The organism is Mesorhizobium sp. LSHC412B00 (assembly GCF_000503035.1).
In the GTDB taxonomy this organism is placed as follows: domain Bacteria; phylum Pseudomonadota; class Alphaproteobacteria; order Rhizobiales; family Rhizobiaceae; genus Mesorhizobium.
In genome coordinates, this window is sequence record NZ_AYWB01000027.1 from 75,634 (window position 1) to 92,687 (window position 17,054).

Consider the following 17,054-nt stretch of genomic DNA (forward strand, 5'->3'; position numbering starts at 1 on the left):
GGCTCTCGCTACGCCGGAAAGTCACCAGCGCCTCGATTTCGTCAAGCGTGATCTGATCCAAGGGGCGTTCGATCATGGCGCTGCATAGCATCGTGGGGCTATCAAGTCTGCTTCCTAGATCCCGTTTCCCAAAGCTGCCAGACCGTAACGGCCCAATGCTGCCGGGCGGCAATGCGCCTCAATTCAGTCGTTCAGGCAACTTTGGCTTAGGCCAGAAGCGGACATTCGGGCTATCGACAAGAAGAGCAGAAATGCGCCCCGATATTCTATCATTGAGGAACCGCCCTATGTTTCCAAAAAGGTGCCTTCCTCTCCTCGATGTGGCAGGCACAAATGAGGCTGCGGACCGATGACTATGCGGTAGCTATATGAACCGAACGCTGCCGTTGTTCGTCCGCGTGGCTCGGTTCCTGCCGCACCCTGCTTAGTATTTCTCGTGTGTAGGATCTTCGCTCTGAAAGGGCTCCACCGTGCCAAAATTGACCGTCACCTGGCTCAACGCGACGTCGGCTTCAGCGACGTCGAGCCCTTGGTCCATATTTCGGGCAACGGTGATCACAACCTCAAAGGTGATTTCTTCTTCAGTAGACACTTCCTCCGAGCCCAGCGGTACATAATCCTCATCGATCGCATCGCGGATTGAGAATGAGAACGACGCTTCGAAAGCCACGCGTGCCTCAAGCCGGGTCGAAAATGTAACGACATCCTCGTCGGCGGCCACGACAACAGGGGGTGTTGCGGTATCCCAGCGGATCAGCTGAGCCACCGCGCCAAGCGGCTCGGTTTCGAACTCAACGCTGGACCAGCCATCGGCATGAAAGTCGCGATCGTCAAGCCGGCTTTCGAGTGCAGATCCAACGGAATCGATGAGCTCCTGCGAAGCGCCTTGCCGAAGAAGTCCGACCACGGTCGCAGCAAACGCTGCCCCCGTTTCATTAAAGTAAGAAAGCGCGCGCTCCAGATCATTGACGCAAACCAGGTGCGCAGAAGCGGCGCAAAAGTCACGCCATCCTTTGTCGGCACTGATGCAAAGAATGCGAATGTTCTCATGATGCGCGTGGGATTCCAGCGAGCAAAGCGCGAAGGCGTCCGGAAATTCACTCTTCTTTTTGAGGGCTGATTCAAATGGGCTCTGGCTCGCGAAATAGCGCTGCAGGACATGGGCCGTGACATCGTTAATACCGGTCGGCGCGATCACCTCACACCCCGTTGATGCAATGTAGTTGGCCATCTGCGTTGCAGCCAGTTGGCGGGGTTCATCGTCAAGCCGCAGGCCGGGCGCAGGAACACGGTCTACAGCAGGTAGCGCCCACCGCCGTCCGTGGTCCTTAAAGGCTTTCTTCAGAAGGCGCCCGGTTTCCTCGGCCTCGGTGGCGATATGATTGATAACTTCGTTGCTGACGATATCAGAAAGGACGAAATGGATATCGCTGCCGCGGAACTGATCGAGTTTGCGCAGCACGGGAAATCCGAGGCTGCACCCATACCGGTCGAATACATTGGTATCGAGCGTGATGGCCGCGATCGAATGATCAGCGATACCTTCCTTGATCTGTTGCTCAGTAAGTTCTGGCATCGTCTCGCAGCCAACCACAAAATTACGACAGTAATTCTGCGGTAGCGCGGGTTGCGAGATATCACAAGCCGATCGTTCGAACGGGCGGTTGCTATCGCAGCGCCTGATCAAGCGCCGCCTCTATCCAATACCAGAAAGTCTGTGCTCGATCCCGATTCAAGCAGAATTTGCCTCGATGGCTCCGCGCCCCAAACTTTGCGTCCATCTGAGAGCAGATGTTCAGGCCTGGTAATCTGGGCCGTCCGCTACGCGCCTCATGCACCAACCCGCTTCGCGGGAGGGGCGCCTCGGCCTGAGATGGCGCGACTGCCATTTTGATTTGAGCGGGTAGAGGCGTCGATCTGACCATGGAGTTCCCTTCAACGAGAGGAACTCGCCATGGCTACCCTGTCGACCGATGCACCAATCTCTCCGCTTCGCCAGCGCATGCAGCACGTCATGCTCATGCGTGGCCTGGGCTCCCATACCCAGCAGGACTACGTTCGTCACGTCCGGCGCTTCGCTGTGTTCCTTGGCCGCTCGCCCGACACGGCGACGGCTGAGGACATCCGTCGATTCCAGCTGCATCAGCATGAGAGCGGCGTCGGCCCTGCGACGATCAATGGCGCGGTCTCGGCACTGCGGTTCCTGTTCCTGGTGACGCTGAAGCGTCGGGATCTGGCGCGTGCGCTGGTGATCACCCGGTATCCGCGCAAGCTGCCCGACGTGCTGAGCGTGGAGGAAGCGGCGCGGCTGCTCGAACCGCCGAACCGGGAAAACGCCCCATGACCCGGCATGGTCCGTCTGCACACACGGCCGCGTCACGCTGGCGCCGGTCAACGGGATGTCATGTGCACGTTGCCGTGGCGCCGGTCGTCACGCACACCAATCCCGCGGGAATTAACGCTACTGGCGCCGCGACCTGGCCCGGACGCCGCTTCCACGACATGCCCCTCGCACCCTATTCGGAAGTTCGCGACAGGCGCTGGCACACCCCGAAACAAATCCCCATAGCTCACCGCGTGCGGCCCGCGGGTTCCTGCATGAGAGACTTTCGTACGCCTGACGGCACCCGAAACCCTTGAGCATATCGGTCATTGAGACTGTTGTTCAGGTTCCTAAAAGCAGACTCACAATTTCTGCGAATGACCGAGAGTGTAAAATGGGTAGACGGCTCGCCAACGGCGTTATCCACCCGCCAATTTGACGCGGAACCCCTTTGCGCAGGTTACCAAGGGTAAAATGGCCAGTCATTGTACCGGCTTCACGCTGCAGCCGTCGTCGTGAGGTTCGCGCGCTCACGATGCTACTCACTGTCGATCGGTCAGGTTGCCGCTATCACCGTCTGCTGCTACCCCTTGTGCAACGCGGGATTGCTGCGCTCGCCATCGCGGGCGACCGCTAAGGTCGCCAACTGGCCTTTGCCACCGCGCCTCGTTCGCTGCAATCAGCCTTAGAGCAAGCCAATCGCGCCATTTCTCAGCCACCTTCAGTAACCTGGGTCAAGTAGCGTCACCACGATGCAAATCCTCCGCTCGTTTTGCGTCATTTCTGTTAACAGCTCTATTGTTGTGCCGCTTTGACTCCCGGATTGCAGCTATAATCTCACCCCTAGCGGTGATTCGTGTCGCCGTTTCATTGGTAGAGTTCAAATGCCTAGACGACGCCGAAAATCCAAAGATCCTCTTACCAAAATTAAAAATAGTATCAGGGGAGCAGACAATAAGGTCGTCGCTTTTCTGGAGAAAGGCCGGAATGCAGACCTTTCGGTCTTAGACCCACTCGCTAGGTGGAGCTTCAGTTGGTTGCCAACGCTAGGGGTCCTAGGACGGCTGACTCCAAAACGTCTGGCCGACTTGAGCGCAAATGCACCTCTTCGATCAATCGGCCTTTCCCGCGACATAGAGTGGGCTACCGCTGCCATTCTAAGAGAGGCTGAGGCAATTGAGCGGTATCTCCAGCGCAAAGGAGATTTCGACCGACTTTTGAACAGAAGTTCTTTGGCGGAGGCGATTGAGCAACTTGATCGTCTGGATGAGCAGGTTGGACAATCATTCCAGTCGTTGTCGACGCGCATTGCGCTAACCCAACTCTCTGAGGGTTTGGAGGCTCAAAAAGACCTTGTTTCCGGGCTCCGAAAGAATAGTGCGTCGCCGATGGCACTATTTTATACGTTCTGGTGGAGCGTTCTGGCCGAAGACGGAACATCCGCCGAACATTTCGCTAAGGAAATCCGTCGAAGGATGGACTCATGGGAGGTCGACGCAGAAGCCAGGGCTCACATAAGCTACTTCTTACTGAAAGAATATCCATCGGAGGGCGGTGAGAGCAACCTTTTGACAGCCGCGACTTCAAGTGGCGTGATCGATACATACGAAATGTTGATTGGCATCGCAACAGTCGCAGCTGCGGAGAAGCGTTCGACGGCAAACTTGTTCAAGAGGGCAATGAGTAGGATCGCAACTCGAATAAGCGACGAAAGGGTCACCAAGATTCTTCTGCTCTGCGGAAGCCTTGATAGTGCTGCCAAGCTATCACGGAAGTCGACCACTTACCTGGATGCGCGGCTGTCCGGAATTGGCAATGCGCAACAGGGTAGCGCAGAAAGCCTAGAAGAACTAAACGCTGCGGTGCTGCAAGGTATCGCGAGAACTCCATCCAACGAGCTAGTTTCAAAGCTCGAGGGAGCTTTAAGGGCAATAGACCAGCCAGGCGACGAAGGTGCTCGTGCATCGATCGCTCTGTGGAAGCTAGGGCTGATGTTAGGCCATACGTCGGTCGGTCGGTGGGCGACGTCAGTCGCGCAGGCGTACGCGCCAAGAGCAAACCCCTTCGATCCCAGCTTTGACGGCGCAAGGTTTGTCGCTGCAAGTGATGGCTTGCTCGAAGCCTTTTCTGCGTTGACCGCAGAGTGTGCGGCCGCTTTTGCACTTCAGATCGAAAAGATCTATGGCCCATCGCCCGTGGCTGCTGCAGCCAGAATCTTGGTTGGTCAGCCGATCGCAGAGGCGGCATTGGCCAACTTGTCCAAGGCAACCCAAATGAGCCTGGCGCTACAGCGGGCCGTTTTACAGAAGGATGCAGACGCAGTTCTCGATGCTGCGAGCCAAATGCTTCAACTGAGTCGAACCCGAGAAGCCCTTTTCTTCAGGGAAGGAGCGCTGCTGGAGCTTGGCCGAGTTCGAGATGCGCTATCGAATGCCGTTGAGTTGCTGGTCAGCGACCCACTTTATATCACCTGGCTTCCGGTTAGAGATCTAATCAGGTTGGTTTACCGCAATGACCAGAACGAGTTTGCGGGTGATATTGAGACGCCTATACTATTTGACTTTGCGTCAAAGCACGTCGATCAGGAATTGTCGTCGTACGTGTCCTATACCGCTGAAGACTTCATATTGACGAAAGATGCTGATAGACCGTCTAGGGTCGAGTGGCAGTTGTCAACCGGCGACGATGCCTTGCTTGTACACTTCTTGGCGGAGGTCTGCACGCCGGCCACGCTAAGGTTGTTCACAGCATTTGAGTCAGAGCGAGAACTCGAGGAAGAGCGAATTGCAATTTGTCAATTGCTCTCTCGTTTGGATAGCAATCGAAGGGGCAAGTATGAAGATGAGGCTAGAAGCATTGTCACGTCGAGATTGGTAAAGGAAGCAATAAAACAGCTACAGGCAAGTAAAATATCGATTGATGAAGACGCAATTCGTGTGTGGGGCACGCGCAACCTTCGCGAAGACTTCGCCCGGTATCAATCCCTCTACGCGAGTGGATTGGTAGTTGTCGATCAGGCGTATCGCGAGGCATTGCTCCAGGCGCTTGAAAGTGGTGAGATAAGCCAATCTCTGTACGATGTTCCGCAGAATGAGGCAGGCGCGTTATTCACCCAGATTGTAGTGCAGTTCGTCCGAGAATGTGCATTTGACCCCGAGCACGGCCTAGATTGCTATCTAAGTCTGAGAATTAGGCACGGGACCTTCTCAGGCGTGATGCGTAGCGCACCGGAGATGGAGCGCGTTGTTACCCGCCGAGCGACGGAGACGGGAGACTATCGGGAGAATTCGTTTTGGCGGACAGCCACGGCTGATCAATTAGACGACGATGCATGGCAATTGACACAAGATCGTCTTTCGAAGTTCTCCGGTGATTTCGACGGATTGGTTCGTGAAATTACCAACGACTACATTCAGGTTAAGCGTGAGGAGAAGCCAAAGGGGCTATTTAACGTCGATATAAATCCAATTTCTATTTATGGATTGGCAACGGAGATCGACGACGAAACGTCATTCGATGAAATGTTGACTCGAACGCTCGTTATTTTCTGGGGTCTGGTTGAGCGCAGTCTTAATGAGGTGAGGGAATTCTTAGACGGAGACGCTCGACTACGCTTCCGCTCGCTGTTCAACAACTTAGAGATCGATTTGCGCTGGGAGCCTGCCTTGGCACCTCTTGCAGACGCTGTTATTCGCGCTCGAAATGACGTCGAACTGTCCCTGGATCGCGTTCGGGACTGGTTCGAGCTCCCAACTGCGACAGCAACTCTGACTTTTACTCTGAACCAGCTGATCGAGGTTGCCCTCGAGGCGATCAAGAGTTTTCACAGGGACTTCTTGCCGACCCTAGTTATGCCTGCTGACGACATCCCCCAATTGATCGGCGCTTTGAATTTATTTTCGGATATGTTCTTTGTGGTACTTGAGAATATCTACACGCATTGCGGATCATCAAGCCCAGATGTGCGGATAACTGCCGTGATGGGGGATAGATCGCTTTCAATTCGCGTCGAAAATTCCATGGTTGCGGAAAGGTGCGGGGCGGAGAATGTTGAGCGTGTTGCACGCTCGAGAGAGCGCATCGCAACCGGTGGGTACTTGAGCGACGTTAATAGAGAAGGCGGTACCGGGTTACCCAAACTTGCGAAGCTGGTCGGGTACAAATCTGGCCAGGGCGAGCTCGATTTCGCCCTGGACTGTGACGCGCGAATCTTTTGGTTGGAATTCAGTCTCCCGGCTCGAATCTTCGGCATGTCAGATGAGGTGGATGATGAGCAAGTTGCTTCTGATTGAGGATGACGAGAATAAGCGGACCCAAGTTCTAGCACTGCTCAGTGCTGCGTTCCCGGATCTGGAGGTCAAGACTGCTGCGTCGTTGATGGCGGGAGTTAGGCAGACTAGGGCTGATCGACCTGATCTCGTCCTCCTAGATATGACGCTTCCAAACTACGATCTCCGTGATGGCGAAACCGGGGGCGGTATGCATGCGTTTGGTGGTGTCGAATATCTAAAGCAGATTAGGCGCCTTAAAATACCAACCAAGGTCATAGTCATTACTCAGTTCGAGACGTTTGGCCAGCCTCCAGACGTAAAGGACCTACCGGAACTAGATGCGGAAATGCGTGACAGCTTTTCGCCGTTCTATAGAGGAGCGGTATACTATCATGCATCGATCGATGAGTGGAGCAGGGAACTAACACGTTTGATCAGTGAAGAAATTCAAGGTGGGGTAGAGTGAAGATACTTCTGGTTGAGGACTCTGCAGAAAAGGCGGATCGAGTTAGAAGTGGGCTTCATGACGAAGTCCCCGAGGGCGGTTACGAGTTGATCGTCGCTGACGATGCTAACGCTGCGAAAAGGGCGTTGAGAGCCGACTATTTCGACCTAGTGATTTTGGATATTGCTTTGCCGCTTAGGCCTGGCGACGAGGTTCGCCCAGAAGGGGGCATAGAACTTCTCGAAGAGATTCTCGCTAGGACGATTTACAAGAGACCAGGACATGTCATCGGACTTACAGCAAAGTCTGACGTATACGAGTTGGCAGTGGATCGTTTTTCAACTGAAACTTGGTCTTTGATTTACTACGACGTTACATCGGACAGTTGGCTGGAGAGAATTGCGCGGAAGGTCCGTCACGTCTTAGCTGCTGAGAGTTCTAGGGTTTCTACTAAGCCGAACCAGGTCGATGTTGCGATAATAGTTGCTGTAGGGGACGAGCTTGAACAGGTCAAAAGGAATGGGTGGGAATGGTCGAGCCAGGATGTTCCGGGTGACGCCGCGCTCTACTACAGGGCGGAATTTCCGCGATTGGACGGCAGCAAGGGTTCTGCGGTTTTGGCGAAAGCTCCTTTGATGGGCATGTCAGCTGCCTCTGTGCTCGCCACAAAACTCGGTTACCAATTTCGTCCCCGCACACTCGTCATGACGGGGATTTGCGCGGGCGACTCTACTGAAGTGCAGTTGGGAGACCTCATCGCGGCTAGCCCAGTATGGGACTACGGAAGCGGAAAACATGTTGGGGACGAGTCCAATGACACCTTTGAACCGGCACCCTATCAGATTCAGATATCGTCTCGACTTAGAGGCCTCTTGGAACGTCTTGATGAACGTCATGACTTGTTGGAGAAGGTATGGAATGATTTTCCAGGAAGCAAACCATCGTCAAGACCGCGCTTGCATGTCGGCCCTTTCGCTTCCGGTGCGGCTGTAGTCGCGAACAAAGCGTTGTTCACCAAGATTCAAACACAGCAGCATCGTAAGCTAATCGGGCTGGATATGGAGGCTTATGGTGTAATGGCGGCGAGTCGCGAGCTTCCCATGCCTCAGCCAGACTGTCTGGTGCTCAAAGGGGTTTCAGATTTCGCCGACGTGGATAAAGGGGACAAGGTTCGGCACTACGCAGCTTATGCTAGCGCTCGAGCGATGACTGCCCTGTGCGAACTCTTCGACCTTTGAGGGCGGAAGGATAGCCTGGTGACGAGAGGCGTTCTCGATCATCAGGTCAAAGGTGTGCTGACATCGTCAGATAGCGGCCTGCGCGGAGCGTCGGTGGGGTGGATAGGAGCGTTCAGTGTAAAATTAGTCTCTTACATTGACGGGCACCGCGGTTGCCGGAGCCGAGTAGAGGTTCGACATAGCCATCGACCAGGACAAAGAAGCTCTCCGATTTTGTAAGGGTGGCGACCCGGTTGTTCTGCGTGTCGCTAGACGCTGCGGCTTCACCGCATGCCATTCGTCGCCACTATTCAAAATAGCCGAAAGGAACAGAGAGAAACAGAACAATTTATGACTTATATCTCCCTCAAGCATCGATGGGAGGCGGGATGGGATTACGTGCGGGGATTCGGCAGTTTGCCATGCGGCGCGTCCTTCGTATGGCGTTGGTGAAACGAAGCGGACTGACAATACCGACCTCTGGTGACGAGGCTCGGAAGAACGACATCTATCTGGTCTATTTGCTCGACAGCGCGGGTGTGGCAAGGTTCCTCGTCTACGACCTCGTGGATGATCAGGTGCAGGGGAAGTGGTCGCTCGACGGCCAGAATTTCACTGAAGAACGATCCCTCGACATTAGCGAACTGGCCGACTTCCAGCCATGGATCCAGCACTACTATCGAGGCTGGACCTTCTACACGATCGGGCTCCCGAAATTCCTCCGCTACCGATGGAGCTGCTGGCCTTGGATCCAGGTGACATACGACAGATACCTGCAGTTGCGTTTCAATAAGCGGGAGCTGCCTCGTCAGGATCGGATGAAGGTGCTGCGCTACATCCTATCAGAGACCGTCAAGGATCGGGCCTTCCAGACGCATCCGACCAGCTTGCTGACCCACTTCTATACGGTCCGATGGGTTCATCGGCCTGATAAAGAAGAGCTGATGACCTACTATACGCTCCTCCTAGACTCGATGAAGGACGTGCAAGATCTCGAAGAAACGCAGCATCATGGTTACAAGCTCAAGCCGCAGGCGCTGAACACGATCACCAGTTTCGACCTCGAAGAACAGCGTCACACCGACAACAAAAATACGCAGAACCGTATCTTCTGGCTGACGGTAGTTCTGATCGTCGTGGGGATCGTGCAATCCGGGGCGGCGGCTTACGATGCGTGGTGGAAGTCGCCGGAGACAGTCACAGGGACCATCGGCGACCAAGCAATCGATATGATCCCGAATTGAGCGGGGCGAACATAGCCTGACGCGGCGGAACCAGAATGGCAGCTTGCCGCCGGGCGCTCCGAAAACCGGACGTTCTGCTGTCGGCCCCATACAAGTCATTCGCTGGTCACCTTCGCGATGACATTTCTTGGCGAACCCAACCGTCCAAGCCTGCAACGTTCGCTGGATCGCACGGGCGCGTATATTGGGTATCTTCGATACTCTGAAACGTCACGCCATGCTGCTTCCGTTTAACAAACCTCGGAGGCTGCGCCCATGACACCGACGAAGCTCCTGGTCGGTCAGATCGTAGTTGTATTCGCCATCGTCATCCTCGGCGTATGGACAGCGACTCAATGGTGCGCCCACATGCTGGATAATCAGCTGCAGCTTGGCGCGCCATGGTTTGTCGCGGCGGCCTGGCCGATCTACAAGCCGTGGAAACTGTTCGAATGGTGGTTTCAATTCGACGCCTACGCCCCTGAGGTCTTCGACAAGGCCGGCATGCTTGCCGGAGCCAGCGGGTTCCTGGGCTGTGCGGCCGCAATAGCTGGCTCCCTCTGGCGCGCGCGGCAGAGGGGGTTGGTCACCACCTATGGCTCCTCACGATGGGCCGCGGCTCGGGAAATCGAGAAAGCAGGCCTGTTTCAGCCGACCGGCGTTTTCCTTGGCAAACTGAGGGATCACTATCTGCGCCATGACGGGCCGGAACACGTCATGGCCTTTGCGCCGACACGTTCGGGCAAGGGCGTCGGATTGGTCGTTCCAACTCTTCTTTCCTGGACCGGCTCGGCCGTCATTCACGACATCAAAGGCGAGAACTGGCAGCTGACCTCCGGCTGGCGGTCGAAGTTCTCGTACTCCCTTTTGTTCAACCCGACCGATCCAAGGTCGGCGCGGTACAACCCGCTGCTGGAAGTGCGCAGGGGCTCAGATGAGGTCCGCGACGTTCAGAACATCGCCGACATTCTCGTCGATCCGGAAGGCGCGCTGGAGCGGCGGAATCATTGGGAGAAGACTAGTCATTCACTCTTGGTCGGGGCCATCTTGCACGTGCTCTACGCCGAAGAAGAAAAGACGCTCGCCCGCGTCGCCACTTTCCTGTCGGATCCGCAACGCTCGTTTGCCACGACACTGCTGCGGATGATGACCACCAACCACCTCGGCACGGCGGACAAACCTCGGGTCCATCCCGTCGTGGCCTCGGCGGCTCGCGAGGTGCTTAACAAATCAGAGAACGAGCGCTCAGGCGTTCTCTCGACCGCCATGTCGTTTCTCGGTCTCTATCGTGACCCGACCGTGGCCGCGGCAACATCGGCCTGCGACTGGCGCATTGCCGACCTGATGGATGCGGAACGACCGATGTCGCTCTATCTAGTGGTGCCGCCATCGGATATCTCGCGCACCAAGCCACTGGTGCGACTGGTGCTCAATCAGATCGGCAGGCGACTGACGGAGCGGCTGGAAGGTGACCCGAAGAAGAGCCGCAAGTACCAACTGCTCATGATGCTGGACGAATTTCCGGCTCTTGGCCGCCTCGACTTCTTCGAGACCGCGCTCGCCTTCATGGCGGGTTACGGCATCCGCGCCTATCTGGTCGCGCAATCCTTGAACCAGATCTCCAAAGCCTATGGCGAGAACAACGCCATTCTCGACAATTGCCATGTGCGCATTGCCTTTTCCTCCAACGACGAGCGCACGGCCAAACGCATCTCGGATGCGCTCGGTACGGCGACGGAACTCAGGTCCATGCGCAACTACGCCGGCCACCGGCTGGCGCCCTGGCTCTCGCACGTCATGGTCAGTCGCCAGGAGACCGCTCGCCCGCTGCTGACGCCTGGCGAGGTGATGCAGTTGCCGCAAGCTGACGAATTAATCCTTGTTTCGGGGTTGCCGCCGATCCGCGCCCAGAAGTTGCGTTATTATCAGGATCCGAATTTCACCGAACGGGTGCTGCCGGCGCCGGTGTTGCGCGACGGTCTGTACGCGGACTGTCCTGCGTCGCGCCCCGACGATTGGAGCGGACAAGTCCGCAATGTTGACCGCCGTCTCGCTGCCGATGACGAAAACGCCGGCGCGGCAATCGAAGAAGAGGGCGGCATGCAACAGCAGCGTCATCCCGGCCTGCCTGAAGAACACGTCGTCGTCTCTCAGGAGCCTGATCAAGACGACCTCTTCAATCCGGCGGATGATGACGCCGAGGCACTCGCAGACAAGCGCGTCATGGACCGGGTTTCTACCGCGGCGAGCGCCTACGGTATCAACGAGGGAAGGGGCGACGACAAGGACATCATCCCCGGCTTCTAAGTGCTTCCGCAGCTCAGGCGTATCTCGGCGTAGATAACGCCCATAAGCGATTTTGCCGATCTCGACGATGTTCGTTCCCGCCGCCGGCGCATCAGCGCCGGCCAGTCGGAACGAGACATATGAAGCCCCACCGCATTCGCCACCAGTTTCTGCTCGAACCCGCGTTAAGCGAGAAGCTGGAAACCCTCAGCCGCAACCCGTCGACCACAAAATCGGCGATCGTCGCGAAAGCGGTCGAGGCCTTCATCGAGCGGCGTGGCGAGAACGAGCTCGACAATCGTTATGGCAGGCGGCTCGACCGTCTTTTCCGCGACCTCGACCATATCCGAGCCGATATCGAGGTGATCCTAGAGAGCCTAGCGCTCTTCATACGCTTTTCGATCACGCTTCATGCCCACACGCCAGTCCCGGATCGGGCGACACAGGCGATTGCCCAAGAGCGCTTTGACAAATTCGTCGAGCAGGTCGGTCGCCAGATCGCCTCCGGGAAGCGCTCGCTTGGCAACGGCAATGGCAACGGAGGCGAAGGATGAGCTCTCATCCAGAGGCCGACCATCGCCGCCGCGCCATGCTGCGCACAGCCATGGGCCCCGCGATCACCGAGGCCCTTGCCGATCCGACCGTCATCGAGGTGATGGTTAATCCCGACGGCGCGCTGCGGCTCGACAAGTTGGGAGACGGCCGGGTCGATACAGGTGTGCATATGCACCCTTCCGAGGCGGAACGCATCATCCGCCTCGTTGCCTCCCACGTGCGCGCCGAGGCACATGCTGACAATCCGATTGTCAGCGCCGAACTGCCATCGGGCGAGCGGTTTGAGGGGCTGCTACCGCCTGTCGTTCTGGCGCCGTGTTTCGCAATCCGCAAGCCGGCGGCAAAACTCTACACCCTGGCCAACTATGTCGCCGACGGCATCATGCTGCCACTTCAGGCCGAGGCGCTGAAGAAGGCAGTCCGCGAGCGGAGCAACATCCTGGTCGTCGGCGGCACGTCGTCGGGCAAAACCACACTTGCCAATGCGCTGCTGGCGGAAGTCGCCGAAGGTGATGAGCGGGTGATCCTGATCGAGGACACGCGCGAACTGCAATGCGCAGCCAAAGACTGCGTTGCGTTGAGGACGAGGCGAGGCTCGGTCACGCTCGCCGATCTTGTGCGCTCGACCCTGCGGCTAAGGCCCGACCGCATCATCGTCGGCGAAGTCAGAGGCGCGGAAGCCCTCGACATGCTGAAAGCGTGGAACACCGGTCACCCCGGCGGCATCGCCACGGTACACGCCAATTCGGCGCGCTCGGGCCTCTATCGCATCGAGCAGCTCGCCCAGGAAGCTGTTGTCACCGTCCCCCGCCGACTCATCGCCGAGGCGATAGATCTGATTGTCTTCATCGCTGGCCGGGGATCCTCGCGCCGAATCGACGCGATTGCCGAGGTCACGGGCCTCGACGGCAATGGCGATTACGCCGTTATCCAGCTCACCCTTCCGCAACTCCAGCAGCTTTGAAAGGTCACCTCATGCGCAAAAAACTTCGATTTCTTTCGTCGGCAGCCTTGGCGTTTCTTCTCACCACCCCTGTTCGCGCTGCCGGCTCCGGAATGCCGTGGGAACAGCCGCTACAGCAGATCCTGGAATCGGTGCAAGGGCCGGTCGCTAAGATCGTTGCGGTGATCATCATCATCACCACTGGCCTCACCCTTGCCTTCGGCGACACGGCGGGCGGTTTCCGCCGGCTGATCCAGATCGTCTTCGGCCTGTCGATCGCCTTCGCGGCTTCGAGTTTCTTCCTCTCCTTTTTCTCCTTTGGTGGCGGGGCACTCGTCGGATGACCACTGGAGAGCAGCATATCGAAGGGTTCGAGGTTCCCGTTCACCGGGCGTTGACCGAGCCCATTCTGCTGGGCGGTGCGCCACGGGCGGTAGCGATTCTCAACGGCACGGTGGCAGCGGCCATCGGGCTTGGCCTGCAGCAGTGGATCGCCGGTCTCGGGCTCTGGATCGCTGGACACACGCTCGCGGTTTTTGCCGCGAGGCGCGATCCGGACTTTGCCAGCGTGCTTGTCCGCCATCTTCGCCAGAAGGGCTGGCTGGCATGCTGAAGCTCTCGGAATATCGCGGCAAAGCCGACCGGCTTGCCGACCATCTGCCTTGGGCAGCACTCGTTGCGCCTGGCATCGTGCTCAACAAGGACGGCAGCTTCCAGCGGACGTTGCGGTTTCGTGGCCCCGACCTTGAAAGCGCGACGGAAGCTGAGCTCATCGGCGTTTGCGCGCGAGCGAACAATGCGCTGAGGAGGCTTGGCTCTGGCTGGGCATTGTTCTTCGAGGCCGAGCGCGTTGAGGCGTTGGACTATCCGACTTCGCGTTTTCCCGATGCCGCGTCATGGTTGGTTGAAGAAGAACGCGGCGCTGCCTTCGAGGGCAAGGTCGCGCATTTCGAGAGTTCTCACCATCTGACCCTGCTGTTCATGCCGCCACCAGATGGTCAGGCGCGGGCCGAAAGCGCCCTCGTCGAGTCGCATCATTCAGGAGCCGCGAGAAACTGGCGCGAGGAACTGGCGTGGTTTGGCGATGAGACTGACCGGGTTCTGGATCTTCTGTCGGGCTTCATGCCTGAAATACGTGCGCTGGATGACGCCGAGACGCTGACTTATCTGCACGGCACGATCTCGACCCGCCGTCATCCGGTCGCCGTGCCTGAAACGCCAATGTATCTCGACGGCGTCCTGGTTGACGCGCCGCTGACCGGCGGCCTAGAGCCGATGCTGGGCGACCAGCATCTGCGCACGCTCACCGTTCTCGGCTTTCCGAACGTCACCCGGCCAGGAATCCTGGATGCGCTCAATCACCAGGATTTCGCCTATCGGTGGGTAACGCGCTTCATTCCACTCGACAAGACGGAAGCCACGAAGACGCTGACGCGCTTGCGCCGGCAGTGGTTTGCTAAGCGCAAATCGATCGCGGCTATTCTGCGCGAGGTGGTGACCAACGAACCGGTGCCTCTCGTCGACAGCGATGCCGATAACAAGGCGCTTGATGCCGACGCAGCACTGCAGGCGTTGGGCGGCGATCATGTCGGCTTCGGCTATCTCACCACAACGGTGACGGTGTGGGACCAGAACCGTGAAGCGGCCGCGGAAAAATTTCGGGCGGTCGAGCGCATCGCCAACGGGCTCGGCTTCACCACCATCCGCGAAAGCATCAATGCGGTCGAGGCATGGCTCGGCTCATTGCCGGGTCATGTCTACGCCAACGTTCGCCAGCCGCTCGTCCACACGCTGAACCTTGCCCATCTCATGCCGCTGTCGTCGGTGTGGGCTGGTCCTGCGGATAATGAGCATCTAACAAAGGTCACCGGATCAGCTTCGCCGCCGCTTCTTTTCGCTGAGACCAGCGGATCGACGCCGTTTCGGCTTTCCACCCATGTCGGCGATGTCGGCCACATGCTGATTGTCGGGCCGACCGGTGCCGGCAAGTCGGTTCTGCTTGCCCTGATCGCCTTGCAGTTCCGGCGCTACGCTGGCGCCCAAATCTATGTCTTCGACAAAGGCAATTCGGCCCGCGCCGCCACGCTTGCCATGGGCGGCGACCACCATGCGCTGGGTGCGGATGGTGCGCTTGCCTTTCAGCCGCTGCGCAACATCGACGACCAGGCAACCCGTGGCTGGGCAGCCGAATGGATCGCCGGCCTCATTGCCCACGAGAATGTCACCGTCACCCCGGAGGTGAAGGAGACAATCTGGTCGGCGCTCACCAGCCTCGCCACCGCGCCGGCGCAGGAACGCACGCTCACTGGGCTGTCGGTCCTGCTTCAGTCCAATGCGCTCAAATCGGCGTTGATGCCCTACACGCTCGACGGTCCATTCGGCCGGCTGCTCGATGCCGATGACGACCGGCTGGCCATCTCGGATGTGCAGTGTTTCGAGACCGAGGAGCTGATGCACAGCCAAGGCGCTGTGCTGCCTGTGCTCACCTATCTGTTCCATCGTCTTGAGGACCGGTTTGACGGGCGGCCGACGCTGCTCATGCTCGACGAGGCCTGGGTCTATCTGGACAACCCGCTCTTTGCCGCCCGCATCCGCGAATGGCTGAAGGTACTGCGCAAGAAGAATGTGTCGGTGATCTTCGCTACGCAGTCGCTTGCCGACATCGCCGGCTCTTCTATTGCACCCGCAATCATCGAGAGCTGCCCGCAGCGCATATTTCTCCCCAATGATCGTGCGGTGGAGCCGCAGGCACGAGCAGCCTATGAGCGCTTCGGTCTTAATGAGCGACAGATCGAATTGGTCGCCCGCGCGACGCCGAAGCGCCACTACTATCTTCAGTCGCGCCGCGGCAACCGGCTTTTTGAGCTCGGACTCGGCCCGATCGCTCTTGCGCTTTGCGGCGCCTCCGACCCGGCCGCCCAGACCCTGATCGACAATGTCCTTTCCGAAGAAGGGGAGGGCAGCTTTGCCGCCCGTTTCTTCAATGCGCGCGGCCTTCAGTGGGCTGCCGAGCTTCTCCAGCAATTTCCTCAACCTAACAAGGAGCAATCGTCATGATCGGACGCCGCCTTTTTACTAGCCTGGTCACCGTTTCCCTGATCGCCAAACCAATGGCTGACTACGTCCAGCCGGCCTATGCGCTCATCGTGTTTGACCCGTCCAACTATACGCAAAATGTGCTGTCAGCAGCACGCGCATTGGAACAGATCAACAACCAAATCCAATCGCTTCAGAACCAAGCGACCATGCTGCAGAACATGGCGCGCAACCTTCAGCGCCTGGATTTTTCTTCCGTGGGCCAGCTTACCGGTTCGCTCCAGCGGATCGACGGTTTGATGACCCAGGCGAGCGGCTTGAGCTTCGATCTCGACAAGCTCCAGGACCAGTGGCGCCAGCAATATCCGGAAAGCTACGACGCCACGATCAAGGTCAGCGATGTGGCGAGCGCCGCGCGCGAGCGCTGGCAGAGCGCCATGCAGGCGTTCCGCCAGACCATGAGCGCGCAGTCGCAGATCGTCGAGAACGTGCAGGCCGACGGCGATCTGCTTACCGATCTCGTCAACCGCAGCCAGGGGGCGGCCGGCGCGCTAGAGGCAAGCCAGGCCACCAATCAGCTGATCGCGCTTTCGACCAAGCAGCAGATGCAGATCCAGACGCTGCTTGCGACGCAGTTCCGGGCCGAGGCCGAGGATGCTGCGCGTAAGGCGCAGTCCGAGGAAGCCGCCCGCGAGACGACGAAGCGTTTCCTGGGTACCGGCAGGGCCTATCCCGGCAACTGATCAGCAGTTTTT

The 17,054-nt window shown here is 58.0% G+C and carries 13 protein-coding genes; 12 read left to right on the forward strand and 1 reads right to left on the reverse strand.

Annotated elements, in window-relative coordinates; genetic code table 11:
* Positions 1 to 424 precede the first annotated feature (424 nt).
* Positions 425 to 1,576, reverse strand: coding sequence for a PIN domain-containing protein (locus X757_RS136845; protein WP_023727908.1), 1,152 nt, complete (start codon positions 1,574 to 1,576; stop codon positions 425 to 427).
* 378 nt (positions 1,577 to 1,954) lie between these two features.
* Here X757_RS136845 and X757_RS136840 point away from each other — a divergent pair, with 378 nt between their 5' ends.
* The 12 genes from X757_RS136840 to trbJ all read left to right on the forward strand — a co-directional run bounded on the left by X757_RS136840 (position 1,955) and on the right by trbJ (position 17,042).
* Positions 1,955 to 2,344, forward strand: a complete 390-nt coding sequence (locus X757_RS136840; protein ID WP_023727909.1) for a phage integrase N-terminal SAM-like domain-containing protein — start codon at positions 1,955 to 1,957, stop codon at positions 2,342 to 2,344.
* A 1,067-nt stretch (positions 2,345 to 3,411) separates the two neighbouring features.
* A complete protein-coding gene (locus tag X757_RS136835; RefSeq protein WP_156933497.1) occupies positions 3,412 to 6,615 on the forward strand; it encodes a hypothetical protein in 3,204 nt (1,067 codons plus the stop codon).
* On the forward strand, positions 6,593 to 7,060 hold the full coding sequence (locus tag X757_RS136830; RefSeq protein ID WP_023727911.1) for a response regulator: 468 nt from the start codon (positions 6,593 to 6,595) through the stop codon (positions 7,058 to 7,060). Before X757_RS136835 ends, X757_RS136830 begins: the two co-directional genes overlap by 23 nt.
* Positions 7,057 to 8,277, forward strand: coding sequence for a response regulator (locus tag X757_RS136825; RefSeq protein WP_023727912.1), 1,221 nt, complete (start codon positions 7,057 to 7,059; stop codon positions 8,275 to 8,277). Before X757_RS136830 ends, X757_RS136825 begins: the two co-directional genes overlap by 4 nt.
* A 368-nt stretch (positions 8,278 to 8,645) precedes the next feature.
* Complete coding sequence (locus tag X757_RS136820; RefSeq protein WP_023727913.1) at positions 8,646 to 9,500, forward strand: hypothetical protein; 855 nt, start codon at positions 8,646 to 8,648, stop codon at positions 9,498 to 9,500.
* 255 nt (positions 9,501 to 9,755) lie between these two features.
* Complete coding sequence (locus X757_RS136815; protein WP_023727914.1) at positions 9,756 to 11,786, forward strand: conjugal transfer protein TraG; 2,031 nt, start codon at positions 9,756 to 9,758, stop codon at positions 11,784 to 11,786.
* Between the two features lie 119 nt (positions 11,787 to 11,905).
* Positions 11,906 to 12,319: a hypothetical protein gene (locus tag X757_RS136810; RefSeq protein ID WP_023727915.1), complete on the forward strand. Its 414-nt coding sequence runs from the start codon at positions 11,906 to 11,908 to the stop codon at positions 12,317 to 12,319.
* The gene (gene trbB, locus X757_RS136805) at positions 12,316 to 13,284 is read left to right on the forward strand and encodes a P-type conjugative transfer ATPase TrbB (protein ID WP_023727916.1); all 969 of its coding nucleotides are present in this window, start codon (positions 12,316 to 12,318) and stop codon (positions 13,282 to 13,284) included. The genes X757_RS136810 and trbB overlap by 4 nt, the downstream gene beginning before the upstream one ends.
* Positions 13,285 to 13,295: 11 nt before the next feature.
* Positions 13,296 to 13,607 carry a TrbC/VirB2 family protein gene (locus tag X757_RS136800; RefSeq protein ID WP_023727917.1) on the forward strand — a complete coding sequence of 104 codons (312 nt, stop codon included), beginning with the start codon at positions 13,296 to 13,298 and terminating at the stop codon, positions 13,605 to 13,607.
* Entirely contained in the window at positions 13,604 to 13,876 is a 273-nt protein-coding gene (locus tag X757_RS136795; RefSeq protein WP_023727918.1) for a VirB3 family type IV secretion system protein, read from the forward strand. Before X757_RS136800 ends, X757_RS136795 begins: the two co-directional genes overlap by 4 nt.
* Complete coding sequence (gene trbE / locus X757_RS136790) at positions 13,870 to 16,320, forward strand: conjugal transfer protein TrbE (RefSeq protein ID WP_023727919.1); 2,451 nt, start codon at positions 13,870 to 13,872, stop codon at positions 16,318 to 16,320. Before X757_RS136795 ends, trbE begins: the two co-directional genes overlap by 7 nt.
* On the forward strand, positions 16,317 to 17,042 hold the full coding sequence (gene trbJ, locus X757_RS136785) for a P-type conjugative transfer protein TrbJ (protein WP_023727920.1): 726 nt from the start codon (positions 16,317 to 16,319) through the stop codon (positions 17,040 to 17,042). Before trbE ends, trbJ begins: the two co-directional genes overlap by 4 nt.
* Positions 17,043 to 17,054 lie beyond the last annotated feature (12 nt).